This is a genomic window from Escherichia sp. E4930, assembly GCF_005845405.1.
Lineage (GTDB): Bacteria > Pseudomonadota > Gammaproteobacteria > Enterobacterales > Enterobacteriaceae > Escherichia.
The window spans coordinates 228798-255646 of record NZ_VCDZ01000009.1 but is presented as its reverse complement, the minus strand read 5'-3'; the positions used below and the strand labels follow the sequence as shown (position 1 = coordinate 255646).

The following is a 26849-nucleotide window of genomic DNA, read 5'->3' as shown; positions in this document are numbered from 1 at the left end:
GGTCCCCCTCTTTGGTCTTGCGACGTTATGCGGTATTAGCTACCGTTTCCAGTAGTTATCCCCCTCCATCAGGCAGTTTCCCAGACATTACTCACCCGTCCGCCACTCGTCAGCAAAGAAGCAAGCTTCTTCCTGTTACCGTTCGACTTGCATGTGTTAGGCCTGCCGCCAGCGTTCAATCTGAGCCATGATCAAACTCTTCAATTTAAAAGTTTGATGCTCAAAAAATTAAACTTCGTAATGAATTACGTGTTCACTCTTGAGACTTGGTATTCATTTATCGTCTTGCGACGTTAAGAATCCGTATCTTCGAGTGCCCACACAGATTGTCTGATAAATTGTTAAAGAGCAGTTGCGACGCGGCTTTCAGCTGACTGTCGCGAGGTGGCGTATATTACGCTTTCCTCTTTCAGAGCCAAGCGTTTATTTTCGCTTTTCTCTGCCGGAATTCTCAGGAGAATCCCGCTGACCCGGCGGCGTGTTTGCCGTTGTTCCGTGTCAGTGGTGGCGCATTATAGGGAGTTATTCTGAGCTGACAAGAGGAAATTTAAAATAATTTTCCGAATGCGCAACATTCAACCAAATCAGCCTGAAACTGCCAGTTTTTCGAGCGTTTTGAAGCCGTAACGCTGTAAAACGGGTAATAACTGTTCAGCTTCTGGCGTCATGGCCATGCAAAAGGCAATGTTCGCATCGGCAGATTTTGCCTCAGGAGCTTCATGTTCCAGCAGCCAGGCCGTTCGGCGTGCAATCGCTGCGCCAGAATCCACCAGCCGGGTTCCCTCTGGCAGCACCTTTAACAGTTCTTCTTGAAGTAGAGGAAAATGGGTGCAACCCAGAACAACGGTATCTGGCGGCTCTTTCATTCTTAACCACGGGCGCAGGATACGTTTTAGCGCATCCAGAGAGATTTCTTCGCCATGCAGCTTCGCTTCAGCCAGCTCAACCATTTCTGCCGAGCCCAGCATCTCTATCTGACATTCATTAGCGAAACGCGCGATTAGCTCGTGGGTATAAGAACGTTTTACCGTACCACGAGTTGCCAGCAATCCGACAATGCCATTAGCTGTCAGGCGTGCCGCTGGCTTAATTGCCGGAACGACACCGACAACCGGGAACGCAAACTTTTCGCGTAATGCAGGAAGTGAGACGGTACTGGCGGTGTTGCAAGCGACCACAGCCAGCGCAAGGGGATAACGCTCTTGCACTGCGGTGACAATTTCCACCACACGCTCAACAATAAACTCTTCGCTTTTTTCGCCATACGGGAAAGCGACGTTATCGAAAGCATAAATGTAATGGAGATCCGGTAAGAGATGCCGGATCTCGTCATAGACCGACAACCCACCGACGCCGGAGTCAAACACCAGCACGGTGGGACGTGGTTCAGAAGGTGTAGCTGCCAGACAAGGTGTATTCCCGTCCTGCAGTTTGGTAGCCATAGACTGTCTCATAATCTTTGTCGAACAGGTTGGCTATTTTACCACGAACTGTCAGGTGAGAGGTGACCGGATACGCAACCGCAAGATCCCACAAGCTCACACCGCCCATTTTAACGGTTTGATAAGGATAAGATGAGTAATCCTTATCATAGCGAGTGCCTAAATACTGATAAGTAATACCCCAGTCGAAGTCATACAACTGCCAGTCGAGCTGGTATTTCACCTGCTGTTTAGCACGGCGTAACAACGGTGTGTCGGTAATTGCGTTACGGGCATCAACATAATCGTAACTCACAGTATGCATCAGTGGTCCGGTATCAAAATTGGCGGTCGCCTCGACACCTTTAATCCGCGCTTTCCCTTCGTTGTAATATTTCAGGATATGGTCGTCATAATCGATTAAGTCACTAACATCGTTACGATATCCGGAAATACGCCAGTTCACTCCTGCTGTTAAACCTTCAAACGCGCCTTCCCACTGTTTGCTTTTCTCAGGGTCCAGATCCGGATTACCGTAGAAGCCGTACAGTTGTCCAAGATTTGGTGCCTTATAAGATGTCCCATAGGAAGCGATAAAACGATAACCTTCGATGAACTCCCATCCGGCGCTGGTTTGCCAGGTTCCATGACGACCAAACTGTGAGTTATCGTCGCTGCGTGCTGCACCTTCAAAGGTAAAATCGCCAACTTGTTGCAGCCCGGTCAGATAGATGCCGGTATTACGTTGATCATATCCATCCTCAACATAACCTGTACCCGGCGTCGTAGTCTGTTTCTGCCAGTCGACACCCGCACCAATACTACCGTGACCAACGATGACATTGTTTGCCCACTGGACGGTGTATTGCTTCATCTCATCGAGCGTCGCCGACGAATCATAACGACCATAATGGGGATCGTAGTTGTAATCTTTGCTATGGCTATAGCTGGTAATGAGTTGTGATTTAATCAGTTCGCCGTTATAGCGCAGCCCGGCGTCCCAACTTTGGCTATAGAGTTTACGGGTATCGAGCAACGGTGAGCCGGGAGAATAATACGCGTCATAATTGGTACGGTTATCATAGCCATAGCCGCGCACAAAGCCGCTCCAGGCATCAGTAAAGTTATGCTCCAGCGCGCCATAAAGCGTTTTACTTAAAAAACCATCGTTATCTGTCTGCGCTTGCGTTCCGGTATTACCATAGGCAACAACATCATAACCATGAGTATGGGCATAATCGCCCAACAACGTTACTCGTGTCTTATCCCCCAGTTGTTGCTGTGTAGAGACATCATAGTTTTGATAACTATTGCTTCCCCACCCTGCTGAAATTTCCGTTCCGGGTTCATCGCGCGTCGTGATGATATTCACCACCCCACCTATTGCATCGGAACCATAAACGGCGGAGCGTGGCCCACGGATATATTCAACACGCTGGACAAGCGCAATAGGGAACTGGCTAAGGTCGGCAGAACCACTCACCCCCGCCAGATTCAGGCGTACGCCATCAATTAACACCAACACATGACTGGCATTTGTACCGCGAATAAAAATAGATGAGAGCTGACCTGAACCGCCGTTTTGGGTGATATCGACGCCCGGAAGACGGCGCAGCACATCATTAACCGAGGTCGACTGCCAGCGGTCGATATCCTGACGCGTCACAACGGTGGTTGGTGCAAGTACAGTGCTGCGCGGTTGTTCAAAACGGTTAGCAGTAACGACGAGAGTATCCGGGCTGGTATCCTGTGCCCAAGCGGAAAAGGCTGTGACGGAACACGCCGTCAGCAGCGAAGCTTTTTTAATCATTGTAAAGCATCCACAATAGATGAAGGATGCCGCAGGTTTCATCAATATTACGCGATGATGAGAACCAGATGCGACGTTGGCCGGCAGGTCTTCGGGCTTGGAGGGGTATCTGAAGATACAAAGAGATGATGACTTCCCACCGGATGGCAGTGTCCGCATAACGCAATCATCGCACCTTTCCTTACCGCTGCGCGTCAGCTCCAGATTCGCACTGGATTCCCTATTAACTCACAGGACCGGCAAGTGGATGCTACAGGTTGTAACAACTTACTGTCCAGACGTAGCTCACAAATAGGAATTCATCAAGATCTGGACATCTGATGAGCAATCCCTACAATCGCCGCGTACTTTAATTTTTCAGGATACATCATGACCCCCGAACACCTTCCAACAGAACAGTATGAAGCGCAGTTAGCCGAAAAAGTGGTACGTTTGCAAAGTATGATGGCACCGTTTTCTGACCTGGTTCCGGAAGTGTTTCGCTCGCCGGTCAGTCATTACCGGATGCGCGCGGAGTTCCGCATCTGGCACGATGGCGATGACCTATATCACATCATTTTCGATCAACAAACCAAAAGCCGTATCCGCGTGGATAGCTTCCCCGCCGCCAGTGAACTCATCAACCAGTTGATGACGGCGATGATTGCGGGTGTGCGTAATAATCCCGTTCTGCGCCACAAGTTGTTCCAGATTGATTACCTCACCACGCTGAGTAATCAGGCGGTGGTTTCCCTGCTGTACCATAAAAAGCTGGATGACGAATGGCGTCAGCAGGCGGAAGCCCTGCGCGATGCGTTGCGCGCGCAGAATCTGAATGTGCATCTGATTGGTCGGGCAACGAAAACCAAAATCGCGCTGGATCAGGATTACATCGATGAACGTCTGCCGGTCGCCGGAAAAGAGATGATCTACCGTCAGGTGGAGAACAGTTTCACCCAGCCAAACGCGGCGATGAATATTCAGATGCTGGAATGGGCGCTGGACGTAACCAAAGGCTCAAAAGGCGATTTACTGGAGCTATACTGCGGCAACGGTAACTTTTCATTAGCGCTGGCGCGCAATTTTGATCGGGTATTAGCTACCGAAATCGCCAAGCCGTCGGTTGCTGCTGCGCAATACAACATCGCAGCTAACCATATTGATAACGTACAAATTATTCGTATGGCGGCAGAAGAATTCACTCAGGCGATGAATGGTGTGCGCGAGTTTAACCGCCTGCAAGGGATCGACTTAAAGAGTTATCAATGCGAAACCATTTTTGTCGACCCACCGCGCAGCGGTCTGGACAGTGAAACCGAGAAAATGGTGCAGGCGTATCCGCATATTCTGTATATCTCCTGCAATCCGGAAACGTTATGCAAGAATCTGGAAACGTTAAGCCAGACGCACAAGGTTGAACGTCTGGCTCTATTTGATCAGTTCCCCTACACGCACCATATGGAGTGCGGCGTATTACTGACGGCGAAGTAATACCCATGCCGGATGCGCCAGCATCCGGCATGATTCCGATTACTCAGCAACTTCCTGCTTACGGTTACGCATCTTCGCGCCAATCCAGAACACCATAATGACGGACAGCACAGCCGGGAAGAAGTTAGAACCGATATCCGGATATTCCGCACGAACCACAGTGCTATAAAGCAGAACGCCGAGAATAAAACAGGCAGCTGCCAGACCCGGCAAGCCGACCGGCATAGTGCGATTAAGATAACGTTGATGCAGGCAGTAAACCGTCAGCACCAGGGAAATAATCGGGAATACAGAAAATGGCACAATGGAGCTAAACAGCGCTGCGAAAGTACCATTAATCGATAAGCCAGCAACTAACGCCAGCAGCAGCGTACCTCTATCTTGATTTGCTTGTTTCATTACTCGTCCTTCACATTTCCCGGAATAATTGCGGTTTTCTCTTGTTCACGGCGATACCAGTAATAAGCCCCTTTCGAAATCATTCGCAGTTGCAGTACCAGTCGCTCTTCTAATTGCCGACGTTGTTCGACGCCGACATCCAACGCCTCGGCACCCGCGCTGAAGACAATCGTCACCATGGCTTCGGCTTGCGCTTCAGTAAACGCGCGAGGCATATGGTTTTCGAGTTCAAGATAGTCCGCAAGTTCCGCAATGAAGTGCTGAATTTCACGCGCAACGGCGGCACGAAACGCGGCGGAGGTGCCGGAGCGTTCCCGCAATAATAACCGGAAGGCGTTAGGATTATTACCGATGAACTCCATAAATGTGGATACCGAGGTACGGATCACACTCCCGCCTTTAGCGATACGCTGACGCGCCTGGCGCATAAGCTGACGCAGCATCAAACCACTCTCGTCAACCATGGTCAGACCCAGTTCGTCTACGTCGCGGAAATGCCGATAAAAAGAGGTGGGAGCAATGCCCGCTTCACGCGCCACTTCACGTAAACTCAGGCTGGCGAAGCTGCGTTCAGCACTTAATTGGCTAAATGCGGCTTCTACCAGCGAACGTCGGGTTTTTTCTTTTTGTTGCGCTCTTACGCCCATCACGATGTCTGAATCCTTGCCAAAAGTACTGCTGGCACTATACCAGAGAATGAACATACTGGATTGCTCCAGTGTTGTGAATGAACGGTAGCGCAATAAAACACATTTACTGCAACTCTTTGGCCGGTTCTTTTACAAACAGCAACGCCAGCATAGACAGCAATGTTCCCCCGCCCAGATACCACGCCGGAGCCGTCAGGCTATCCAGTAACACGATGGATTGCGTGGCGAAATATTGCGCAAAACCGCCGAAGATTGCTACGCCAATGCTATAAACCAACGCGAAGCCTAATGCCCGAATCCGTTTCGGCAATAGTTCGGAAATCAGCAACATTACCGGTACCCCACCAAGCGTGGTAAAGCTGACCATCACGAAAACGACCGTCAGCAACATGCCGGGACTGGGGTAATTCACCAACAGCCAGAACGAAGGCCAGCTACAGATCAGCACCATCACACGAGAGATTAAAATCAGTTTTTTACGCCCGACCGAATCACATAGCATCCCCACCAACAGCGCGCCCACAAACGTAATTACCCCCGCCAGTAACATCGCTGCATGAGAATAGTGTTGAGGCATTGCCAGATACTTCGCCGCCCAGGTGCCATAGTAAAAGAGGGAAATATAGGTTGCTACCGTGCTACCAATAGCGAGTAAAACGCCGTTAATGATAGTCGCTTTATGTTGCAGGAGCAGAGAGAACGCGCTTTCGCTGGCAGCAGCTTTTTTATTGTGTACAGGTTCAGGCACATCATTTTCCAGGCTCAGACGCAGCCAGCAACCGATGGGCGCTAAAAGCACACCAATAAAAAATGGCACACGCCAGCCCCATTCGGCCATTACAGTTTCTGAACCTGTGGCGAACGGTAGCCATGCGCTCAGACCTAAAGCGACAACACCACCAAAGGTCGTTGCCAGCCCCTGGGTCGCCAGTGACCAACTGCTGTAAAAACCGCGACGATTTGCCGGAGCTGATTCAACCAGTAAAGACATTGAGGCGCCGACTTCACCACCTGCCGCAACGCCCTGAATCAGACGCGCCAGCACCAGCGTCGCCGTTCCCCAATAGCCCGCCGTTGCATACGTCGGCGCAATGCCAATCATCAACGTACCGAGGCTCATCAGGGCAATGGTGAACACCATCGCGGGCTTACGTCCGAAGCGATCGGCCCAGGCCCCGACGATAATTCCACCAAGCGGGCGCATAAAAAAACTCACGCCAAACGTTGCAAATGCCAGTAACAGCGCGACATTGTGATCAGCGCTGGGCGGGAAGAAAAGCGTACTGATATAGACCACAAAAAAGTTGTAAACGCCAAAATCAAAAAATTCGAGCGCATTGCCAAACGCCGAAGCAAAAATCACCCGCTTACCGCTGGGCTTTTTCTTCACAATCACGCTTCCATTTACGATCGCCGTCATTCCATGTTCCTTGCCAAAAAGTGTTGTTGTGTGTTGTTTTATTTATTGCAGCCAGGCTTCTACCAGTGCGCCCCAGTAGCTGCTTGCCGGGACCAGACTTGCATCGTTGAAGTCGTAACCCGGGTTATGCACCATGCAGGAACCTTCCCCGACATCGCCATTACCGAATAACAGGAAACCGCCTTTGGGTTGGGCTTCCAGCATGAAAGAGAAATCTTCACTGCCCATCAGAGGCTTGATGCCAAACTCGGCCCGATCTTCACCAAACGTTTTACACGCCACCTGCCAGGCGAAGCGCGCCATCTCCTCGTCATTCACTAATACCGGTGTACCGTTAACATGCGTAACCTCAGCCGTAGCACCAAAGCTGGCAGCCTGGGCTTGTGCCAGAGCAGGAATACGGGTCAGAAGAAGTTGTCGGGTATCGCGGCTAAGAGAGCGGACGCTGATTTTCATCTCAGCACTGTCAGGAATGACGTTAGCCGCCTCACCCGCAACAATGCTGCCGACGGTAATTACCGCCGCTTCCAGCGGATCGACATTGCGCGACACAATGCTTTGTAATGCGGTGGTGATATGTGCGGCAACCAGCACCGGATCGATGGCTTTGTGAGGAATTGCACCGTGCCCTCCACAGCCACGAACTGTGATGTGGAACTGATCCATTGACGCCATTAGCGCCCCTGGCTGGAAGAAAAACTTGCCAACCGGCAAGCCAGGCATGTTGTGCATCCCGAAAATCACATCGCAGGGGAAGTGGTCAAAAAGACCTTCTTTGACCATAATCTCGCCACCGTTAATCATCTCTTCCGCAGGCTGGAAGATAAGACGTAACGTGCCGTTAAAACGGCGGGTTTCGGCAAAATAACGCGCGGCCCCCAGCAGTATGGTGGTATGCCCGTCATGCCCGCAGGCGTGCATTAAACCAGGATGTTTACTGGCCCAGGGCTTGCCACTATTTTCATAAATTGGCAGCGCATCCATATCCGCCCGCAGGCCAATACTTTTCTCTCCGTCGCCCACTTTTAACGTGGCCACTATCCCCGTCGTCGCCAGTCCTTGCTCTACTTCATAGCCCCACTGGCGCAGCTTTTCCGCAACCAAAGCACTGGTTTTAAATTCCTGTAATCCCAGCTCCGGGTTTTCGTGGATTTTGTGGCGGACCTCGCGCAACTCTTCCTCAAACCCACGAATGTAGTGTTCGATCATCGACTATTCCTTTATTCACTTATAAACAGGTTAATTAACGGATTTTATTGATGGTATAAATATAAATAAGTCATCAATATAAAATATTTATATATTTGTTTTATAAGAATATTTAACATAGACAATAACAAAAAAGCACACTTCGGCAAGATAAAACTATCAGCCATAAGAAAAAGCAATTAATAGCGAATTAATGGGTTAATAAGGAGGCAGACAAAGCAAAGGCCGCTCACGCTATAGCCAGATTAATGACGGGGATCAATTGGCTTACCCGCGATAAAATGTTACCATTCTGTTGCTTTTATGTATAAGAACAGGTAAGCCCTACCATGCCACATTCCTACGATTACGATGCCATAGTAATAGGTTCCGGCCCCGGCGGCGAAGGCGCTGCAATGGGTCTTGTTAAGCAAGGTGCGCGCGTCGCAGTTATCGAGCGTTATCAAAATGTTGGCGGCGGTTGCACCCACTGGGGCACCATCCCGTCGAAAGCTCTCCGTCACGCCGTCAGCCGCATTATAGAATTCAATCAAAACCCACTTTACAGCGACCATTCCCGACTGCTCCGCTCTTCTTTTGCCGATATCCTTAACCATGCCGATAACGTGATTAATCAACAAACGCGCATGCGTCAGGGATTTTACGAACGTAATCACTGTGAAATATTGCAGGGGAACGCTCGCTTTGTTGACGAGCATACGTTGGCGCTGGATTGCCCGGACGGCAGCGTCGAAACACTAACCGCTGAAAAATTTGTCATTGCCTGCGGCTCACGCCCTTATCATCCAGCAGACGTCGATTTCACCCATCCACGCATTTACGACAGCGACTCAATTCTTAGCATGCACCACGAACCGCGCCATGTACTTATTTACGGTGCTGGAGTGATCGGCTGTGAATATGCGTCGATCTTCCGCGGTATGGATGTAAAAGTAGATCTGATCAATACCCGCGATCGCCTGTTGGCGTTTCTCGATCAAGAGATGTCAGATTCGCTCTCCTATCACTTCTGGAACAGTGGCGTAGTGATTCGTCACAACGAAGAGTACGAGAAGATCGAAGGCTGTGACGACGGTGTGATCATGCATCTGAAGTCGGGCAAAAAACTGAAAGCCGACTGTCTGCTCTATGCCAACGGTCGCACCGGTAATACCGATTCGCTGGCGTTACAGAACATTGGGCTGGAAACTGACAGTCGCGGACAGCTGAAGGTCAACAGCATGTATCAGACCGCGCAGCCGCACGTTTACGCGGTGGGCGACGTGATTGGTTATCCAAGCCTGGCTTCAGCGGCCTATGACCAGGGGCGCATTGCCGCGCAGGCGCTGGTAAAAGGTGAAGCCACCGCGCACTTGATTGAAGATATCCCTACCGGTATTTACACCATCCCAGAAATCAGCTCTGTGGGCAAAACCGAACAGCAGCTGACCGCGATGAAAGTACCGTATGAAGTAGGCCGCGCCCAGTTTAAACATCTGGCGCGTGCACAAATCGTTGGCATGAACGTGGGTACGCTGAAAATTTTGTTCCATCGGGAAACGAAAGAGATTCTGGGGATCCATTGCTTTGGTGAGCGCGCTGCCGAAATTATTCATATCGGTCAGGCGATTATGGAACAGAAAGGTGGCGGCAACACCATTGAGTACTTCGTCAACACCACCTTTAACTACCCGACCATGGCGGAAGCCTATCGGGTAGCGGCATTAAACGGCTTAAACCGCCTGTTTTAACGCTTTATCGAAATGGCCATCCATTTTTGCGCGGATGGCCTCTGCCAGCTGCTCATAGCGGCTGCGCAGCGGTGAGCCTGGACGATAAACCAGACCAATGGTACGGCGTGGTTCCGGCTTAATGCACGGCAGATAAACCACGCCATCACGTTTGCGTTCTGGCGGTACAGCCAGCGCAGGCAATAAAGTGATCCCGCTACCTGCGGCCACCATGTTGCGCAGCGTCTCCAGACTGGTCGCGCGGAAGTGTGTATCTTCATCCGCTCCAGCTTCAAAGCAGAAGCCCATTGCCTGATCGCGCAGACAGTGACCATCTTCCAGCATCAGCAGTTTTTCCCCTGCCAGATCGGCCATCGGCACGCATTCGCGATTAGACCACGGGTGATCTTCATAGACTGCCAACAACATGGGTTCATCAAACAACGGTACTTCAATGAATGCTTCGCTCTCTTTCACCAGCGCGAGGATCACGCAGTCGAGTTTGCCACTGTCCAGTTGCGCCAGTAACTGATGGGTCTGCGCTTCATGCAGATACATTTCCAGCTTCGGAAAGGTCTGGTGAAGCATCGGGATGATATGCGGCAACAGGTAAGGCCCAACCGTGGGAATCAAACCAATATGCAGCGGCCCGGACATCGTCTCCCCCTGCTGGCTTGCCATCTCTTTAAGGACTTTCACCTCGCGCAGCACGGTACGCGCCTGATCCACCAGTAGCATTCCCGCCTGGGTGAATAACACTTTACGGCTGGTCCGCTCCAGCAACATCACGCCCAGCTCATCTTCCAGCTTACGAATTTGCCCGCTAAGCGTCGGCTGGCTAACGTGGCAGGAATCTGCCGCACGGCGAAAATGGCGGTGCTCGGCCAATGCCACCAGGTACTCAAGATCACGAATATTCATTATCCATCCTCCATCGCCACGATAGTTCATGGCGATAGGTAGCATAGCAACGAACGATTATCCCTATCAAGCATTGTGACTGATAATTGCGCACAGAAACGGAGCGGCACCTCTTTTAACCCTTGAAGTCACTGCCCGTTTCGAGAGTTTCTCAACTCGAATAACTAAAGCCAACGTGAACTTTTGCGGATCTCCAGGATCCGCTTTTTTTTGCCATAAAAAAGCCCGGCGATAAGCCAGGCTCAAATTTGTGCATATAAATGTTCTTACCCCAACCGCGCCCTTGCAAAAGCAATCGCCTGCGCCACCTGTTGCGGTGAGACGCCGCCTTTTGCCGCACGCTTGTCGAGGCACGATTGCAGCGACAGAATCGGATAGACATCTTCGCCAATCACCGGGCTGAATTTCTGCAACTCACTGAGCGGCAGCTCTTCCAGCGGTTTGCCCTGACGAATAGCTTCCACCACCGCTTCACCCACGATATGGTGCGCCTCGCGGAACGGTACGCCTTTCGCAACCAGGTAATCCGCCAGTTCAGTGGCGTTCGCGTAACCTTGCTGCGCCGCTTCCTGGCAACGCAGACGTTTCACCTGAATGCCGTCCAGCACCAGCGCCGCCATATGCAGGCAGTCCAGCCAGGTATCGAGCGCGTCGAACAGACCTTCTTTGTCTTCCTGCATATCTTTGTTGTAAGCCAGCGGCAAACCTTTCAGCGTCATCATCATGCCGGTTAACGCGCCCTGCACCCGACCGCATTTACCGCGAATCAGCTCCAGCGCATCCGGGTTTTTCTTCTGCGGCATTAATGATGAACCGGAAGTCACGCGGTCAGAAAGCTCGACAAACCCCGCCTCGCCGGTATTAAAGAAAATCAGATCTTCAGCAAAACGTGACAGATGCACCATGCCGATAGCGGCAGCAGAAAGCAGTTCCAGCACATGATCACGGTCAGAAACGCTGTCGAGACTGTTACGTGTCGCCGAAGCAAAACCCAGCCAGCCGGCTAACTGTTCACGGTCGATTTCATAGGCCGTTCCCGCCAGTGCGCCACAGCCTAACGGGCTGACATCCAGACGCTTAAGCGCGTCCTGCAAACGGCTTTCATCACGCGCCAGCATCTCAACGTAGGCCAGGCACCAGTGCGCGAAAGTCACCGGTTGAGCGCGTTGCAGGTGAGTGTAACCTGGCATCACCGCGTCCTGATTGTTTTGTGCGGTCTCGACCAGAGCGGATTGTAACTGCCGGTTAGCCGTCAGTAACTCGCTAACGGTATCCTTGCACCACAGTTTCAGGTCAGTCGCTACCTGATCATTACGGCTACGCCCGGTATGCAGTTTTTTGCCTAACTGGCCCACTTTGTCGATCAGTTTGCCTTCCACCCAGCTATGGATATCTTCGGCATCACTTTCAAGGATTTGTTGTGGCCTGGCGCGAACATCTTCCAGCAGCACGTTCAGCGCCTCTTCCAGTTGCGCCTGCTCTTCTGCGGTTAACACGCCGACCGTTACCAGGGCTTTGGACCAGGCCACAGAGCCAACAATATCCTGCTCCGCCAGACGGTAATCAAAGCGCAGTGAGTCGTTGAATTGTTTGAATCGTTGATCTGCTGCCTGGGTAAAACGCCCGCCCCAAAGTGCCATAACTCTGTTTCCTTATTTTGAAATTCAATGCCGGAAAGCTGCGCCTCCGGCTAACAAAACTTAAGCTAAAATCCGCGTACCCATCGGCATACCGTTAAACAGTGCCGGAAGCTGTTCCGCATGACGCCAGGAGGCGATATCTACCGGACGGCCCAGCGTGCGCGCAGCATCCAGCGCCGCGTTCACTTTCACTATCATGCCGTCGGTAATAATGCCCTGCTCAATCAGTTGTTCTGCTTTCGCGGCGGTCATTTCGGCAATGCGTTGCCCTTTACCGTCGAGAATGCCGCTGACGTCGGAGAGCAAAATCAGATCTGCGCCCAGCGTTGCCGCCAGCGCCGTCGCCGCCTGGTCGGCATTGACGTTCATCAGTTGTCCTTCGTCCGTTACGCCAATGGAGCTGACCACCGGCAGATAACCGTTTTCCAGCAACGTATTGATAAGCTTAGGCGAACCTGGCTGCGCCAGTCCAACATGGCCTAACTCTTCATCAAGCTGGGTCACTTTTACGCTGTCGCCATCACCAAGAAACAAGCCTACGGCTGCAATCTGATGTTTCTTCGCCCACGCCAGCAGGGTTTTATTTGCCGTTCCCGCCAGCGCTCCGGTGATAATGTCTATCTGATCCGCAGGCGTCACCCGCAGGCCATTTTTCTTTTTCACCGGCAGGTTCAGCCCTTTCATTAGTTCATCCACCACGCAGCCGCCGCCGTGAACAATCACCAGCGGACGCTGATGTGACTCACGATATTTCACCAGTGCGCTGAACAGCCGTTCCAGCGCCTCTTCGCTATCCAGCAGTACGCCGCCCAGCTTGATAATTAATGGATTCATCATTGCACCCTTAAATAAGAGACTGCGTTTCCGCATAGCCGAAACGAATATTGGCACACTGGATTGCCTGTGCCGCCGCGCCTTTCAGTAAGTTATCTTCGGTCGCCACAATAATCAGATGCTCGCCCTGAACGGCAAATCCGATATCGCAAAACGGCAGCCCGACGACATTTTTTAGTGCCGGAACGCCTTTGTCATACAACCGCACCAACGGTTTATGGGCATACGCCTGCAGTAACGCTTGCGCGACTTGCGCCTGGTTCACGCCAGGCTTCAGGCGGCAAGTAATGGTTTCAAGAATGCCGCGCGGGAAATTGCCCAGATGCGGGGTGAAGATGACGTCAGCACCGAGATGCGTAGCGATCTCCGGCTGGTGGCGATGGGTAAAGATGCCATACGGTTGCAGGCTCACTTCACAAAAGCTGTTTGAAATCGCTGCCTTACGTCCTGCACCGCTCACGCCGCTGGTGGCGTTAATCACCGGCCACTGATTGAGGTCAAGAAGATCGGCATCAATCAACGGTTTCAGCGCCAGCTGTGCCGCCGTCGGATAACAGCCTGGCACCGCAATCAAGTTCGCTTCTTTTAATTTATTACCGCACCACTCCGCCAGACCGTAGGCTGCCTGTTCCAGCAGTTCCGGGTATTGATGGGTAAAGCCGTAATATTTTTCATAGAAGGTGACGTCGTTAACACGAAACGCGCCGGAAAGGTCGAACACCACACAGCCAGCTTCAAGAAACTGCGGCGCTAAATCGTGGCTAACTTCATGGGCGGTGGCGAGAAACACCACATCTACCCCTGGGCTAAACTCGCTGATATCCGACATCGGCTGCAACGGCAGGTCAACGATGCCTTTGAGCTGCGGATGCAAATCGGAGATTAACTTTCCCGCATCATTGCTTTGCGCTGAGACAGTCAAAGCGGTTATGTTCATATGCGGATGGCGATTTACATAGGTCACTAGCTCTGCGCCAGCGTAGCCGCTGGCACCCACAATCAGCGTATTCAACATCGGGGCTATTCACCTTCTTATGTCTGGTTGCCAGGTTAAACGTAAAACATTCACCTTACGGCTGGTGGGTTTTATTACGCTCAACGTTAGTGTATTTTTATTCATAAATACTGCATGAATATTGATACTATCATGACCAGAGGTGTGTCAACAATGAAAAACAAATTACCGCCATTTATCGAGATTTACCGTGCTCTGATTGCCACACCTTCAATAAGCGCCACGGAAGAGGCACTCGATCAAAGCAATGCAGATTTAATCACTCTGCTGGCGGACTGGTTTAAAGATTTAGGCTTCAATGTGGAAGTGCAGCCTGTTCCAGGAACTCGCAACAAATTTAATATGCTGGCCAGTTGCGGACAGGGGGCTGGCGGCTTGTTGCTGGCGGGGCATACCGATACGGTGCCATTTGATGACGGTCGCTGGACGCGCGATCCGTTTACACTGACGGAGCATGACGGCAAGCTTTACGGCTTAGGCACTGCCGACATGAAAGGCTTTTTTGCGTTTATCCTTGATGCGCTACGCGATGTCGACGTCACGAAACTGAAAAAACCGCTCTACATTCTGGCGACTGCCGATGAAGAAACCAGTATGGCCGGAGCGCGTTATTTTGCCGAAACTACCGCCCTGCGCCCGGATTGCGCCATCATTGGCGAACCGACGTCGCTGCAACCGGTACGCGCGCATAAAGGCCACATCTCAAATGCCATTCGCATTCTGGGTCAGTCGGGCCACTCCAGCGATCCGGCGCGCGGAGTTAACGCTATCGAACTGATGCACGACGCCATCGGCCATATTTTGCAGTTACGCGATAACCTGAAAGAACGTTATCACTACGAAGCGTTTACCGTGCCATACCCCACGCTCAACCTCGGGCATATTCACGGCGGCGACGCCTCTAACCGAATTTGCGCCTGCTGTGAGTTGCATATGGATATTCGCCCGCTACCGGGTATGACACTTAATGAACTTAATGGCCTACTCAACGACGCGCTGGCTCCGGTGAGCGAACGCTGGCCGGGTCGTCTGACGGTCGAAGAGTTGCACCCACCGATCCCAGGCTATGAATGCCCGCCAAATCATCAACTGGTTGAAGTGGTTGAGAAATTGCTCGGTGCAAAGACCGAAGTGGTTAACTACTGTACCGAAGCGCCGTTTATACAAACGTTATGCCCGACGCTGGTGCTCGGTCCGGGTTCCATCAATCAAGCTCATCAGCCTGATGAATATCTGGAGACGCGGTTTATTAAACCCACCCGTGAGTTGATTGCCCAGGTAATTCACCATTTTTGCTGGCATTAAAACGTAGACCGGATAAGGCGCTTGCGCCGCATCCGGCACCGTTGCCAAACTCCAGTGCCGCAATAATGTCGGATGCGATGCTTGCGCATCTTATCCGACCTACACCTTTGGTGTTATGTATGGCGATTTTTTAACATTCCCATAAGTTACGCTTATTTAAAACGTTGTGAATTTAATGGCGTAAATTCCTGCTATTTATTCGTTTGCTGAAGCGATTTCGCAGCATTTGACGTCACCGCTTTTACGTGGCTTTATAAAAGACGACGAAAAGCAAAGCCCGAGCATATTCGCGCCAATGCGACGTGAAGGATACAGGGCTATCAAACGATAAGATGGGTGTCTGGGGTCATATGAACGAACAATATTCCGCATTGCGTAGTAATGTCAGTATGCTCGGCAAAGTGCTGGGAGAAACCATCAAGGATGCGTTGGGAGAACACATTCTTGAACGCGTAGAAACTATCCGTAAGTTGTCCAAATCTTCACGCGCTGGCAATGATGCTAACCGCCAGGAGTTACTCACCACCTTACAAAATTTGTCGAACGACGAGCTGCTGCCCGTTGCACGTGCGTTTAGTCAGTTCCTGAACCTGGCCAACACCGCCGAGCAATACCACAGCATTTCGCCGAAAGGCGAGGCTGCCAGCAATCCGGAAGTGATCGCCCGCACCCTGCGTAAACTGAAAAACCAGCCAGAACTGAGCGAAGAAACCATCAAAAAAGCAGTGGAATCGCTGTCGCTGGAACTGGTCCTCACGGCTCATCCAACCGAAATTACCCGTCGTACACTGATCCACAAAATGGTGGAAGTGAACGCCTGCTTAAAACAGCTCGATAACAAAGATATCGCCGACTACGAACACCACCAGCTGATGCGCCGCCTGCGCCAGTTGATTGCTCAGTCCTGGCATACTGATGAAATCCGTAAGCTGCGCCCAACTCCGGTTGATGAAGCGAAATGGGGCTTTGCCGTAGTGGAAAACAGCCTGTGGCAAGGCGTACCAAATTACCTGCGCGAACTGAACGAACAACTGGAAGAGAACCTCGGCTACAAACTGCCGGTCGAATTTGTTCCGGTCCGTTTTACTTCGTGGATGGGCGGCGACCGCGACGGTAACCCGAACGTCACTGCCGATATCACCCGCCACGTCCTGCTGCTCAGCCGCTGGAAAGCCACCGACCTGTTCCTGAAAGATATTCAGGTTCTGGTTTCTGAACTGTCGATGGTTGAGGCCACCCCAGAACTGCTGGCGCTGGTCGGCGAAGAAGGCGCCGCAGAACCGTATCGCTATCTGATGAAAAACCTGCGTTCTCGCCTGATGGCGACACAGGCCTGGCTGGAGGCGCGTCTGAAAGGCGAAGAACTGCCAAAACCAGAAGGCCTGCTGACGCAGAACGAAGAACTGTGGGAGCCGCTCTACGCTTGCTACCAGTCACTTCAGGCATGTGGCATGGGTATTATCGCCAACGGCGATCTGCTCGACACCCTGCGCCGCGTGAAATGTTTCGGCGTACCGCTGGTCCGTATTGATATCCGTCAGGAGAGCACCCGCCATACCGAAGCGCTGGGCGAGCTGACCCGCTATCTCGGTATCGGCGATTATGAAAGCTGGTCAGAGGCCGACAAGCAGGCATTCCTGATCCGCGAACTGAACTCCAAACGTCCGCTTCTGCCGCGCAACTGGCAACCAAGCGCTGAAACGCGCGAAGTGCTTGATACCTGTCAGGTGATTGCCGAAGCGCCGCAAGGCTCTATTGCCGCCTACGTGATCTCGATGGCGAAAACGCCGTCCGACGTACTGGCCGTCCACCTGCTGCTGAAAGAAGCGGGTATCGGGTTTGCGATGCCAGTCGCACCGCTGTTTGAAACTCTCGATGACCTGAACAACGCCAACGATGTCATGACCCAACTGCTAAATATCGACTGGTATCGCGGTCTGATTCAGGGCAAACAGATGGTGATGATTGGCTATTCCGACTCAGCAAAAGATGCGGGCGTGATGGCGGCCTCCTGGGCGCAATATCAGGCACAGGACGCGTTAATCAAAACCTGCGAAAAAGCAGGTATTGAACTGACGCTGTTCCACGGTCGCGGCGGTTCCATTGGTCGCGGCGGCGCACCCGCCCACGCGGCGCTGCTGTCGCAACCGCCAGGAAGCCTGAAAGGCGGCCTGCGAGTAACCGAGCAGGGCGAGATGATCCGCTTTAAATACGGTCTGCCAGAAATCACCGTTAGTAGCTTGTCGCTGTACACCGGGGCGATTCTGGAAGCCAACCTGCTGCCACCGCCTGAGCCGAAAGAGAGCTGGCGTCGCATTATGGATGAACTGTCGGTCATCTCCTGCGATCTCTACCGTGGCTACGTGCGTGAAAACAAAGACTTTGTCCCTTACTTCCGCTCCGCTACGCCGGAACAGGAACTGGGTAAACTGCCGTTAGGTTCACGCCCGGCGAAACGTCGCCCAACCGGCGGCGTCGAGTCTCTGCGCGCTATTCCGTGGATTTTTGCCTGGACACAAAACCGCCTGATGCTCCCCGCCTGGCTAGGTGCAGGTACAGCGCTGCAAAAAGTGGTGGAAGATGGCAAACAGAGCGAACTGGAAGCCATGTGCCGCGACTGGCCGTTCTTCTCAACGCGTCTGGGTATGCTGGAAATGGTATTCGCCAAAGCAGATCTGTGGCTGGCGGAATACTATGACCAACGCCTGGTCGACAAAGCACTGTGGCCGTTAGGTAAAGAGTTACGCAATCTGCAAGAAGAAGACATCAAAGTGGTTCTGGCGATTGCCAACGACTCCCATCTGATGGCCGATCTACCGTGGATTGCCGAGTCTATTCAGCTACGAAATATATACACTGACCCGCTGAACGTATTGCAGGCCGAGTTGCTGCACCGCTCCCGCCAGGCAGAAAAAGAAGGCCAGGAACCGGATCCTCGCGTCGAACAAGCGTTGATGGTCACTATTGCCGGAATTGCAGCTGGTATGCGTAATACTGGCTAACCCCCTCCTCTATCAACCCTCGTGCAATAGCGCGAGGGTTTTCTGAAATACTTCTGTTCTAACACCTTCGTTTTCAATATATTTCTGTCTGCATTTCACCCAGATTCTGGATATCCCTTCAGATATCCTTAAGGTTTTGTCCTTACATTCGGCGCTATTATCCAAAACGGGTTCTTACTATGCATTCCACTGAAGTCCAGACTAAACCCATTTTTAGCTGGAAAGCCCTGGGTTGGGCACTGCTCTACTTTTGGTTTTTCTCTACCCTGTTACAGGCCATTATTTACATCAGCGGCTACAGCGGCACCAACGGCATTCGAGACTCGCTGCTGTTCAGTTCGCTGTGGTTGATCCCGGTATTCCTCTTTCCGAAGCGGATTAAGATTATCGCAGCGGTAATCGGCGTAATGCTGTGGGCGGCTTCTCTGGCAGCGTTGTGCTACTACGTCATCTACGGTCAGGAGTTCTCGCAGAGCGTTCTGTTTGTGATGTTTGAAACCAACACCAACGAAGCCAGCGAGTATTTAAGCCAGTATTTCAGCCTGAAGATTGTGCTTATCGCGCTGGCCTATACGGCGGTGGCAGTTTTGCTGTGGACGCGCCTGCGCCCGGTCTATATTCCAAAGCCGTGGCGTTATATCGTCTCTTTTGCCCTGCTTTATGGTTTGATTCTGCACCCTATTGCCATGAACACGTTTATCAAACACAAGCCATTTGAGAAAACGTTGGATAATCTGGCATCTCGCATGGAACCTGCCGCACCGTGGCAATTTCTGACCGGTTATTATCAGTATCGTCAACAACTTAACTCACTGACGAAGCTGCTGAATGAAAATAACGCATTACCGCCACTGGCTAATTTCAAAGACGAATCGGGTAACGAACCGCGCACCTTAGTGCTGGTGATTGGCGAATCGACCCAGCGTGGACGCATGAGCCTGTACGGCTATCCGCGTGAAACCACGCCGGAACTGGATGCGCTGCATAAAACCGATCCGAACCTGACGGTGTTCAATAACGTGGTTACGTCTCGTCCGTACACCATTGAAATCCTGCAACAGGCGCTGACCTTTGCCAACGAAAAGAACCCGGACCTGTATCTGACACAGCCGTCGCTGATGAACATGATGAAACAGGCAGGTTATAAAACCTTCTGGATAACCAACCAGCAGACGATGACTGCCCGCAACACCATGCTGACGGTATTTTCGCGCCAGACCGACAAGCAGTACTACATGAACCAGCAACGTACGCAGAGTGCGCGTGAATACGACACCAATGTGCTGAAGCCGTTCCAGGAAGTTCTGAAGGACCCTGCGCCGAAGAAACTGATCATCGTTCATCTGCTGGGTACGCATATCAAATACAAATACCGTTACCCGGAAAATCAGGGCAAGTTTGATGGCAATACCGATCATGTTCCGCCAGGATTAAGCGCAGAAGAGCTGGAGTCATATAACGATTATGACAACGCTAACCTGTACAACGATCATGTGGTTGCCAGCCTGATTAAAGACTTTAAAGCAGCAGACCCGAACGGTTTCCTGGTTTACTTCTCTGACCACGGTGAAGAGGTTTACGACACGCCGCCGCACAAAACTCAGGGGCGTAACGAAGACAACCCGACGCGTCATATGTACACCATTCCGTTCCTGCTGTGGACGTCAGAAAAATGGCAAGCGACTCATCCGCGTGATTTCTCGCAGGATGTTGATCGTAAATACAGCCTGGCGGAACTGATCCACACCTGGTCAGATTTGGCGGGCTTATCTTATGACGGTTACGATCCAACCCGTTCAGTGGTGAATCCGCAGTTCAAAGAAACTACCCGCTGGATTGGTAATCCGTATAAGAAAAATGCGCTGATCGATTACGACACTCTGCCGTATGGCGATCAGGTGGGTAATCAGTAATTATCAGCCAGATGCTATTTGCCGGATGCGACGCTTGACGCGTCTTATCCGGCCTACAGATCGCGGCGGTAGGCCAGATAAAGCGTTTACGCCGCATCCGGCAATACAACTGCCGCAATGTTTACATCGAACGCCCCTCAGGCCACACTTTTCAGGTGGCCTTTTTTCATAATGCCAGTTACTGTTTTCCCGTCTACATACCTAAGGGAATAACATGTATCACGACGTCAGCTATCTGCTCTCCCGCCTGATCAACGGCCCGCTGTCGCTGCGCCAGATTTACTTTGCCAGCAGCAACGGTCCGGCGCCCGATCTTGCGTATCAGGTCGATTTTCCACGGCTGGAAATAGTGCTGGAAGGTGAGTTTGTTGATACCGGCGCTGGAGCAACGTTAGTTCCCGGCGATGTGCTGTACGTTCCCGCTGGCGGCTGGAATTTCCCACAATGGCAAGCCCCCGCCACCACCTTTAGCGTGCTGTTTGGCAAACAGCAACTCGGCTTCAGCGTCGTGCAATGGGATGGCAAACAGTATCAAAATCTGGCGAAGCAACACGTCGCCCGACGCGGCCCGCGCATTGGTTCTTTTCTGCTACAAACGCTCAATGAAATGCAAATGCAGCCGCAGGAGCAGCAAACGGCAAGGCTTATCGTCGCCAGCCTGCTTAGCCACTGCCGCGATTTGCTTGGCAGCCAAATACAGACCGCCTCACGCAGCCAGGCTCTATTCGAAGCTATTCGTGATTATATCGACGAACGCTATGCCTCCGCGCTTACCCGCGAATCTGTCGCACAGGCGTTCTATATTTCACCAAACTATCTCTCGCACCTGTTTCAAAAAACGGGGGCCATTGGTTTTAACGAATACCTGAATCACACGCGACTGGAGCACGCTAAGACGTTATTGAAAGGCTATGACCTGAAGGTAAAAGAAGTGGCGCACGCCTGCGGCTTTGTCGACAGCAACTACTTCTGCCGTCTGTTTCGTAAAAACACCGAACGCTCGCCGTCGGAATATCGTCGGCAGTACCACAGCCAACTGACAGAAAAACCGACTACTCCAGAATAAGATGGGTTTGCTGCGGCGCAGAAAGCACTTTACGCACCGCGCTCATCACCCGCTGCGGCTCACGCAGGAACGCGTAGATACTGCATTGCACGTAGCGACAATGTTCAAATCGCTCGGCACCAGCAAGCTCGATATCCGTAATCAACAGCGCAACATCCGCCCGGCGGATATCCTCGTCCGCTAAACGATTCTCCGTTCCCAGCGCGCCCTGGGTTTCAATGCTGACGCCCCATTTCTCTATCTGGCACAACTTTTCCAGCCGTTCCGCCGCCATGTAAGTATGCGCCACGCCGCTCACGCAGGCGGTTACTGCCACCAGGTATGCCATTTTAACCTCCCACGGTAACCTGAAATCCGGCCCGTTCTGCCATTTCGCGCATCGTTGCCACATCGGCTGACGACGGCGCAGACACCTCTTTCATCGACCATGTTTTCCCCAGCAGACGGTATTTCGGTTCGCCGTACTGATGAAACGGTAACAGATGGATCTGCCTGATATTCAGCGGGATCAGCACGTCCAGCGCCTGCTGCATATTCTCCCGGCTGAGTGTGAAACCGGGGATCAGCGGCAAACGCGGGATCACGTTGACACCTTCACTCACCAGCAAACGCAGATTCTCCAGCACGCGTGGCAGATTCATCTTCACCACATCCCGCGCCTGAGTCGCGTCCATAATTTTTAAATCGAACAACACTTCATCGCACAATTTCGCCAGCGGCAACAGTTTGCTGGCTGGCGCGTCTCCGGCAGTTTCGATGGCGCATGACACACCCCACAACCGCAGTCGCTGTAAAAAACGGGTAGCAAACTCCGCCTGCATTAACACTTCGCCGCCAGAAAGCGTGACGCCACCGCCGGACGTGCGAAAGAAAACGTCATCTTTCATCACTTCCCGTTCCAGAGCGTCAAGGCTGATATCGCGACCAATCCGTTCAAACGCACCGGAGGGGCATTCATCCGCATCTCGCAAACATTTCGCGCAGCGCAGACATTTCGCCTCTCTGCGTACCGTCTGGATTTTGCCGGAGATCGACTCCGGATTAGCACACCACGGGCAAAGATGCGGACAGCCTTTAAAAAAGACCACCGTACGAATGCCCTCGCCGTCATTCAGCGAATAACGCTGAATGTTGAAAATGCGCGCCACATCATCGCGGCGCGTTTCTACAACGTTACAGCTGATGCGCAGTCCGGCGGATGATGTCATCCTGGATCTCCTTCGACAGTTCGACAAAGAAGGCGCTGTATCCGGCAACGCGTACCACCAGCCCCGCATAGTCCTGCGGGCGTAATTGGGCTTCACGTAACGTGTCGGCGTTCACTACGTTAAACTGAATATGCTGCAACTTAAGCTGGGTAAATGCCCGTAAGAAGTCGGCCAGTTTGCGTAATCCCGCTTCACCTTCCAGGGTCGCCGGAGTGAATTTCACGTTCAGCAACGTCCCGTTAGAAAGCAGCGTGTTATCGAGCTTACTGACGGACTTCAGTACCGCCGTTGGCCCTTGTGCGTCCTGACCCAGCATGGGTGACAAGCCGCCGTCTGCCAGCTGTTCCCCGGCAAAACGACCGTCTGGCGTCGCGCCAACCACCGATCCCAACGGGACGTGAGCAGAAACGGTATACGATCCCGGCGTGAAGTAGCCGCCGCGCGGGTTCTGGTATTTTTCCACTTCTTTGCAGTAGTGGCGCAACAGTTCGGCGCTGATGTTATCCACCTCGTCGATATCATTACCGTATTTCTCGAAGCGGTTAATTAAGCGAGCGCGGACTTTTTCGCCTTCTGGCGTTGCGAAGTTAGCTTTTAATACCGACAGCAATTCGTCAAAACTTAAACGCTGCTGATCAAAAATCATCCCTTTCAACGCATGGAGAGAATCGCTCAGGTTGGCGATACCGATCCCCTGTACGCCGGAGAAGTTATAACGCGCGCCGCCATCGGTAATATCGCGGCCTTTCTCCAGACAATCGCTGATAAACGACGAGAGCAGCGGTACAGGTGCCCAGTCACGGTGACCGATATCGCAAATATTGCTGCCCTCAACCATCAGGGTGATGTAGTGGCTGATCTTGGCGCGGATCTGTTCCAGTAAACCTTCATAACTCAGCGCAGCATTGCCTTCATTTTCATGCAGGCAGATTTCCATCACTTTCAGCAGGTTAAACATCGCGATGTCATGCAAGCCGTAGGTTCTGCCGGGAATAGATAATTCCACACAGCCCACTACGGAATAGTCGCGCGCATCTTCCAGCGATACGCCACGGTTGAGGAACGCTGGCACCACCACTTCATCGTTGAAGATTTGCGGAATACCCGTGCCGAGGCGAATGGTTTCTGCGGTTTTCATCAGGAACGGCGTGTCGATCAAGGCGTTAGTGCGCACACCGAGGTTCGGTTGCGGTAATTGCACGCTTTGATAGGCGTCGAGACAGAGGAACGAAAGCATGTTCACCGCGCTACGTCCGTTCTCGGTTAACCCGCCGAGCAGTGCGGTATAGCCGGTCGGGAAACCTGCGAAATAACGCGCACTGCTGGTGGAGCGCAACAGCACGATGTCGTTGCATTTCACCCATAAAGATTCGAGCAGTTCTTTCAGGAACGCCGGATCTTCGCCCTGGGTTAATGATGCCTGATAGAACGGCAACATATACTGGTCGAAGCGCCCCAACGATAGCGAACTGGCGTTGGATTCGTATTGCAGAATGATGTTCATGTACCAGAATAACTGGCACGCCTGCCAGAACGTCTGCGGCTTATGTTCGGCGTTATGGCGGGAGATCTCCGCAATGGTCAGTAACTCTTCGCGACGCTGAGCATCCGGGCAGTTTGCCGCCATCGTTTCCGCCAGTTCGGCGTAACGCAAAATGTGTTTCTGCGAGGCTTCGAGCAGTAACAGTGCTGCCTGATAAAAGTGATTCTCCGGCTGTTGCTGGCAATGTTGCTGCATCTGCGCCACCAGCTCACCCAGCCCGTGATTCAGCAGGCGCGGGTAATCAATAATAATGTGTCCCTGGCCTTTATCCGTCTGGTTGATGCTGAAAATCTGCGTGCTGGTCGCGGCTTTTACTTCATCCGTCATCTGCCCGTTGATGAAATCTTTCATCGAACGTTTTTCCCAGTACGGGAACAGCTCTTCACGGTAGATACGTTTGTCTTCTTCGCTAATGGCGAAACGGTCTTGCGGGCGCGTCGGGAATTGATCCAGCTCTTTCAGCAACCAGTAAGGGTCCATTTCCGGCGACATAATCCCGGCGCGCGGTTTTACGGTGCGGTTACCGGCAATCAGTTCTTCATCACGAATCGAAATTTCAACATGTTCAAGGATATACGCTGTTGCTTTCGCCCGGCGCAATATTACCGGTTCGCCTTCGGTTTGCCGATGGCTGGCGGTATAAAGCAGCGCCCGCTCCAGCGAGATTTCACGGGTATTGGCAAACAGTGCAGTTTTGAGGCGAGAGATACGATTCGTCATGAGGAACTCCTGTGGGAAAGCGAACCCGCCCTTTACGGGCGGGATAAGAACTTAAGCGTTTTGCGTCAGGTGAGCTTCAATTTTGCTCATAATGGCGTCAGCGCGTTTAACCGCGTCGCTGATATTGACACGCACGATGGTCTTGCCTGCAAAACGCTCTTCAAATTTGATGCCGATATCTTTGGTCAGAATCACCATATCGGCGCTCGCCACGTCTTCCGCAGTCAGTTCATTTTCCAGACCAATCGAGCCCTGGGTTTCTACTTTTACTTCCCAGCCTTTCGCTTTCGCGGCACTTTCCAGCGCCTCTGCCGCCATGTAGGTATGGGCAACACCTGAAGGACATGCGGTTACTGCAATAATTTTCGTCATGGCTCGTTCCTCAATTAATTAATTTCAAAATCCAAATCCAGGTCATCTTCCTTCTCAGCAGTCGAAGACCCATTTTTACGCGCCAGACTTTTCAGCACGTTTACGCAGATTGCCGTTGCTACAGCCCCGACAGCCACTGCCACGATATACCCCAGCTTGCCGTCAACCACCGGCAGTACAATCAGACCACCCCAGCCTGCATAGCACTGCGCACCTACCATTGCAGCGGTCACCGTGCCACAGACAGTCCCCACCATAATGGAAGGAATGACACGCAACGGATCGGCGGCAGCGAAAGGAATCGCCCCTTCAGTGACGCCAACACAGCCCATTACCAGCGCCGCTTTACCGGTTTCGCGCTCTTCTGCGGAGAAATTTTTACGACCAATCAGCGTTGCCAGCCCCATGCCCAGCGGCGGAACACAGATCCCCACGGCAGCAATTGCCACCACGGTATAAACACCCTGAGCAACGCAAATCAGCATGAACGCATAGGCCACTTTGTTAACCGGGCCGCCCATATCGAACGCCAGCATCAGCCCCATGATCACCGCCAGCATCACCACGCTGCCTTGCTGCATCCCCTGAAGCCACTGAGTCAGGCTGTTGGTTAACGCACCGACAGGTTCCCCCAGCCCCCACATCATGACACCAGCGGTAATTAAGGTGCCGGCAATGGGAATAATGAAGATGGGCATCACCGAGCGCAGAACTTTATGCACCGGAATTTTCTTCAGGTAATGCACCACGATGCCGCCGATAATCCCGGCGATCAGCGCACCAAAGAAGCCCGCACCAAAGCTGTTACCAACCCAGGCACCGATAGCGCACGGGGCCAGCGCAGAGCGTTCTGCAATGGAATAACCGATGTAAGCGGCGAGGAAAGGCACCATCAGCGTCAAACCTGCAACGCCGATATCAAACAGTTTTTTCAAATTCGGATCGGCTACGGCATCCGGCACTGCGCCTTTGCCATACAACATGACGGAAACCGCCAGCAAAATACCGCCCGATACCACGAAGGGAATCATGTGTGAAACGCCCGTCATTAAGTGCTGACGAGTGTTTTTCAGGATCTGTACCAACTCATTCATAAGTCGCTCCCAGGCTTACCCAAGCCTATGTCCATATTTTTTGATGGGAGAAACAATAGGCAATCGCAAGCAGGTCAAACAGTGGATAAAAAGGCCATTTACTGGACTTTTGTAATGTCAGTACAAAA

General features: G+C 52.2%; 21 protein-coding genes, 1 rRNA gene and 1 riboswitch. Of the genes, 6 read left to right on the top strand and 16 right to left on the bottom strand.

The features are described from left to right. From FFT88_RS13915 to btuB, 3 genes are all read right to left on the bottom strand, one after another. A 16S ribosomal RNA gene (locus tag FFT88_RS13915) occupies window positions 1–207 on the bottom strand; the annotation flags it as partial. A 377-nt stretch (window positions 208–584) separates the two neighbouring features. After that, window positions 585–1442 carry a glutamate racemase gene (gene murI, locus FFT88_RS13910; RefSeq protein WP_130206536.1) on the bottom strand — a complete coding sequence of 286 codons (858 nt, stop codon included), beginning with the start codon at window positions 1440–1442 and terminating at the stop codon, window positions 585–587. Beyond that, window positions 1387–3231 carry a TonB-dependent vitamin B12 receptor BtuB gene (btuB, locus tag FFT88_RS13905; protein ID WP_135403657.1) on the bottom strand — a complete coding sequence of 615 codons (1845 nt, stop codon included), beginning with the start codon at window positions 3229–3231 and terminating at the stop codon, window positions 1387–1389. The genes murI and btuB overlap by 56 nt, the downstream gene beginning before the upstream one ends. 64 nt (window positions 3232–3295) lie before the next feature. Continuing rightward, a riboswitch (cobalamin riboswitch) is annotated at window positions 3296–3487 on the bottom strand. Window positions 3488–3600: 113 nt separating this feature from the next. On the opposite strand from btuB, the gene trmA reads away from it, so the two are divergent. Next, window positions 3601–4701, top strand: a complete 1101-nt coding sequence (gene trmA / locus FFT88_RS13900; RefSeq protein WP_135403658.1) for a tRNA (uridine(54)-C5)-methyltransferase TrmA — start codon at window positions 3601–3603, stop codon at window positions 4699–4701. Window positions 4702–4740: 39 nt separating this feature from the next. Here trmA and FFT88_RS13895 read toward each other — a convergent pair whose 3' ends face one another. The 4 genes from FFT88_RS13895 to FFT88_RS13880 form a co-directional block, all read right to left on the bottom strand. Then, the gene (locus FFT88_RS13895; protein WP_000806411.1) at window positions 4741–5100 is read right to left on the bottom strand and encodes a YijD family membrane protein; all 360 of its coding nucleotides are present in this window, start codon (window positions 5098–5100) and stop codon (window positions 4741–4743) included. Further along, entirely contained in the window at window positions 5100–5750 is a 651-nt protein-coding gene (fabR, locus tag FFT88_RS13890; RefSeq protein WP_001309117.1) for an HTH-type transcriptional repressor FabR, read from the bottom strand. Before fabR ends, FFT88_RS13895 begins: the two co-directional genes overlap by 1 nt. Before the next feature lie 103 nt (window positions 5751–5853). Further along, window positions 5854–7170 carry a citrate-proton symporter gene (locus FFT88_RS13885; RefSeq protein ID WP_135403659.1) on the bottom strand — a complete coding sequence of 439 codons (1317 nt, stop codon included), beginning with the start codon at window positions 7168–7170 and terminating at the stop codon, window positions 5854–5856. A gap of 42 nt (window positions 7171–7212) precedes the next feature. After that, window positions 7213–8379, bottom strand: coding sequence for a M20 aminoacylase family protein (locus tag FFT88_RS13880; RefSeq protein ID WP_135403660.1), 1167 nt, complete (start codon window positions 8377–8379; stop codon window positions 7213–7215). A 329-nt stretch (window positions 8380–8708) separates the two neighbouring features. Between FFT88_RS13880 and sthA the strand changes: the two genes are divergently transcribed. Further along, a complete protein-coding gene (gene sthA / locus FFT88_RS13875; protein ID WP_130215323.1) occupies window positions 8709–10109 on the top strand; it encodes a Si-specific NAD(P)(+) transhydrogenase in 1401 nt (466 codons plus the stop codon). On the opposite strand, the gene oxyR is transcribed toward sthA, so the two are convergent. The 4 genes from oxyR to argC form a co-directional block, all read right to left on the bottom strand. After that, window positions 10092–11009: a DNA-binding transcriptional regulator OxyR gene (oxyR, locus tag FFT88_RS13870; RefSeq protein WP_130206544.1), complete on the bottom strand. Its 918-nt coding sequence runs from the start codon at window positions 11007–11009 to the stop codon at window positions 10092–10094. The genes sthA and oxyR overlap by 18 nt on opposite strands. A 266-nt stretch (window positions 11010–11275) precedes the next feature. Further along, the gene (argH, locus tag FFT88_RS13865; RefSeq protein ID WP_135403661.1) at window positions 11276–12649 is read right to left on the bottom strand and encodes an argininosuccinate lyase; all 1374 of its coding nucleotides are present in this window, start codon (window positions 12647–12649) and stop codon (window positions 11276–11278) included. A gap of 60 nt (window positions 12650–12709) precedes the next feature. Continuing rightward, window positions 12710–13486, bottom strand: a complete 777-nt coding sequence (argB, locus tag FFT88_RS13860) for an acetylglutamate kinase (RefSeq protein ID WP_130206548.1) — start codon at window positions 13484–13486, stop codon at window positions 12710–12712. A gap of 7 nt (window positions 13487–13493) precedes the next feature. Continuing rightward, window positions 13494–14498 (bottom strand): N-acetyl-gamma-glutamyl-phosphate reductase, encoded by a 1005-nt coding sequence (gene argC / locus FFT88_RS13855; protein WP_135403662.1) that lies wholly within the window; start codon window positions 14496–14498, stop codon window positions 13494–13496. Window positions 14499–14651: 153 nt separating this feature from the next. Here argC and argE point away from each other — a divergent pair, with 153 nt between their 5' ends. From argE to FFT88_RS13835, 4 genes are all read left to right on the top strand, one after another. Next, on the top strand, window positions 14652–15803 hold the full coding sequence (argE, locus tag FFT88_RS13850) for an acetylornithine deacetylase (RefSeq protein ID WP_135403663.1): 1152 nt from the start codon (window positions 14652–14654) through the stop codon (window positions 15801–15803). Window positions 15804–16153: 350 nt separating this feature from the next. Then, window positions 16154–18805: a phosphoenolpyruvate carboxylase gene (gene ppc, locus FFT88_RS13845; protein ID WP_135403664.1), complete on the top strand. Its 2652-nt coding sequence runs from the start codon at window positions 16154–16156 to the stop codon at window positions 18803–18805. A gap of 179 nt (window positions 18806–18984) precedes the next feature. Then, window positions 18985–20718: a phosphoethanolamine transferase CptA gene (locus FFT88_RS13840; RefSeq protein WP_130222330.1), complete on the top strand. Its 1734-nt coding sequence runs from the start codon at window positions 18985–18987 to the stop codon at window positions 20716–20718. A gap of 214 nt (window positions 20719–20932) precedes the next feature. Then, window positions 20933–21784, top strand: coding sequence for an AraC family transcriptional regulator (locus tag FFT88_RS13835; protein WP_000274608.1), 852 nt, complete (start codon window positions 20933–20935; stop codon window positions 21782–21784). Here FFT88_RS13835 and FFT88_RS13830 read toward each other — a convergent pair. From FFT88_RS13830 to FFT88_RS13810, 5 genes are read right to left on the bottom strand one after another with little or no spacing between them, the layout of a single operon-like run. Then, window positions 21771–22112: a PTS fructose-like transporter subunit IIB gene (locus FFT88_RS13830; protein WP_032304250.1), complete on the bottom strand. Its 342-nt coding sequence runs from the start codon at window positions 22110–22112 to the stop codon at window positions 21771–21773. The genes FFT88_RS13835 and FFT88_RS13830 overlap by 14 nt on opposite strands. A 1-nt stretch (window position 22113) precedes the next feature. Further along, the gene (locus tag FFT88_RS13825; protein ID WP_135403665.1) at window positions 22114–22992 is read right to left on the bottom strand and encodes a [formate-C-acetyltransferase]-activating enzyme; all 879 of its coding nucleotides are present in this window, start codon (window positions 22990–22992) and stop codon (window positions 22114–22116) included. Then, the gene (locus tag FFT88_RS13820; RefSeq protein WP_135403666.1) at window positions 22958–25255 is read right to left on the bottom strand and encodes a formate C-acetyltransferase; all 2298 of its coding nucleotides are present in this window, start codon (window positions 25253–25255) and stop codon (window positions 22958–22960) included. The genes FFT88_RS13825 and FFT88_RS13820 overlap by 35 nt, the downstream gene beginning before the upstream one ends. 51 nt (window positions 25256–25306) lie before the next feature. Next, window positions 25307–25627 carry a PTS fructose-like transporter subunit IIB gene (locus FFT88_RS13815; protein WP_135403667.1) on the bottom strand — a complete coding sequence of 107 codons (321 nt, stop codon included), beginning with the start codon at window positions 25625–25627 and terminating at the stop codon, window positions 25307–25309. Between the two features lie 14 nt (window positions 25628–25641). Further along, window positions 25642–26721 carry a PTS fructose transporter subunit EIIC gene (locus FFT88_RS13810; RefSeq protein WP_135403668.1) on the bottom strand — a complete coding sequence of 360 codons (1080 nt, stop codon included), beginning with the start codon at window positions 26719–26721 and terminating at the stop codon, window positions 25642–25644. Window positions 26722–26849: the final 128 nt, after the last annotated feature.

Excerpts from the sequence above, each read along its gene's own strand:
- sthA (WP_130215323.1), top strand. The coding sequence starts at position 8,709 with ATGCCACATTCCTACGATTACGATGCCATAGTAATAGGTTCCGGCCCC.
- FFT88_RS13820 (WP_135403666.1), bottom strand. The coding sequence starts at position 25,255 with ATGACGAATCGTATCTCTCGCCTCAAAACTGCACTGTTTGCCAATACC.
- FFT88_RS13810 (WP_135403668.1), bottom strand. The coding sequence starts at position 26,721 with ATGAATGAGTTGGTACAGATCCTGAAAAACACTCGTCAGCACTTAATG.
- argH (WP_135403661.1), bottom strand. The coding sequence starts at position 12,649 with ATGGCACTTTGGGGCGGGCGTTTTACCCAGGCAGCAGATCAACGATTC.
- argE (WP_135403663.1), top strand. The coding sequence starts at position 14,652 with ATGAAAAACAAATTACCGCCATTTATCGAGATTTACCGTGCTCTGATT.
- argC (WP_135403662.1), bottom strand. The coding sequence starts at position 14,498 with ATGTTGAATACGCTGATTGTGGGTGCCAGCGGCTACGCTGGCGCAGAG.
- FFT88_RS13835 (WP_000274608.1), top strand. The coding sequence starts at position 20,933 with ATGTATCACGACGTCAGCTATCTGCTCTCCCGCCTGATCAACGGCCCG.
- btuB (WP_135403657.1), bottom strand. The coding sequence starts at position 3,231 with ATGATTAAAAAAGCTTCGCTGCTGACGGCGTGTTCCGTCACAGCCTTT.
- FFT88_RS13830 (WP_032304250.1), bottom strand. The coding sequence starts at position 22,112 with ATGGCATACCTGGTGGCAGTAACCGCCTGCGTGAGCGGCGTGGCGCAT.
- trmA (WP_135403658.1), top strand. The coding sequence starts at position 3,601 with ATGACCCCCGAACACCTTCCAACAGAACAGTATGAAGCGCAGTTAGCC.
- argB (WP_130206548.1), bottom strand. The coding sequence starts at position 13,486 with ATGATGAATCCATTAATTATCAAGCTGGGCGGCGTACTGCTGGATAGC.
- FFT88_RS13825 (WP_135403665.1), bottom strand. The coding sequence starts at position 22,992 with ATGACATCATCCGCCGGACTGCGCATCAGCTGTAACGTTGTAGAAACG.
- murI (WP_130206536.1), bottom strand. The coding sequence starts at position 1,442 with ATGGCTACCAAACTGCAGGACGGGAATACACCTTGTCTGGCAGCTACA.
- oxyR (WP_130206544.1), bottom strand. The coding sequence starts at position 11,009 with ATGAATATTCGTGATCTTGAGTACCTGGTGGCATTGGCCGAGCACCGC.
- FFT88_RS13880 (WP_135403660.1), bottom strand. The coding sequence starts at position 8,379 with ATGATCGAACACTACATTCGTGGGTTTGAGGAAGAGTTGCGCGAGGTC.
- FFT88_RS13815 (WP_135403667.1), bottom strand. The coding sequence starts at position 25,627 with ATGACGAAAATTATTGCAGTAACCGCATGTCCTTCAGGTGTTGCCCAT.
- FFT88_RS13895 (WP_000806411.1), bottom strand. The coding sequence starts at position 5,100 with ATGAAACAAGCAAATCAAGATAGAGGTACGCTGCTGCTGGCGTTAGTT.
- FFT88_RS13840 (WP_130222330.1), top strand. The coding sequence starts at position 18,985 with ATGCATTCCACTGAAGTCCAGACTAAACCCATTTTTAGCTGGAAAGCC.
- FFT88_RS13885 (WP_135403659.1), bottom strand. The coding sequence starts at position 7,170 with ATGACGGCGATCGTAAATGGAAGCGTGATTGTGAAGAAAAAGCCCAGC.
- ppc (WP_135403664.1), top strand. The coding sequence starts at position 16,154 with ATGAACGAACAATATTCCGCATTGCGTAGTAATGTCAGTATGCTCGGC.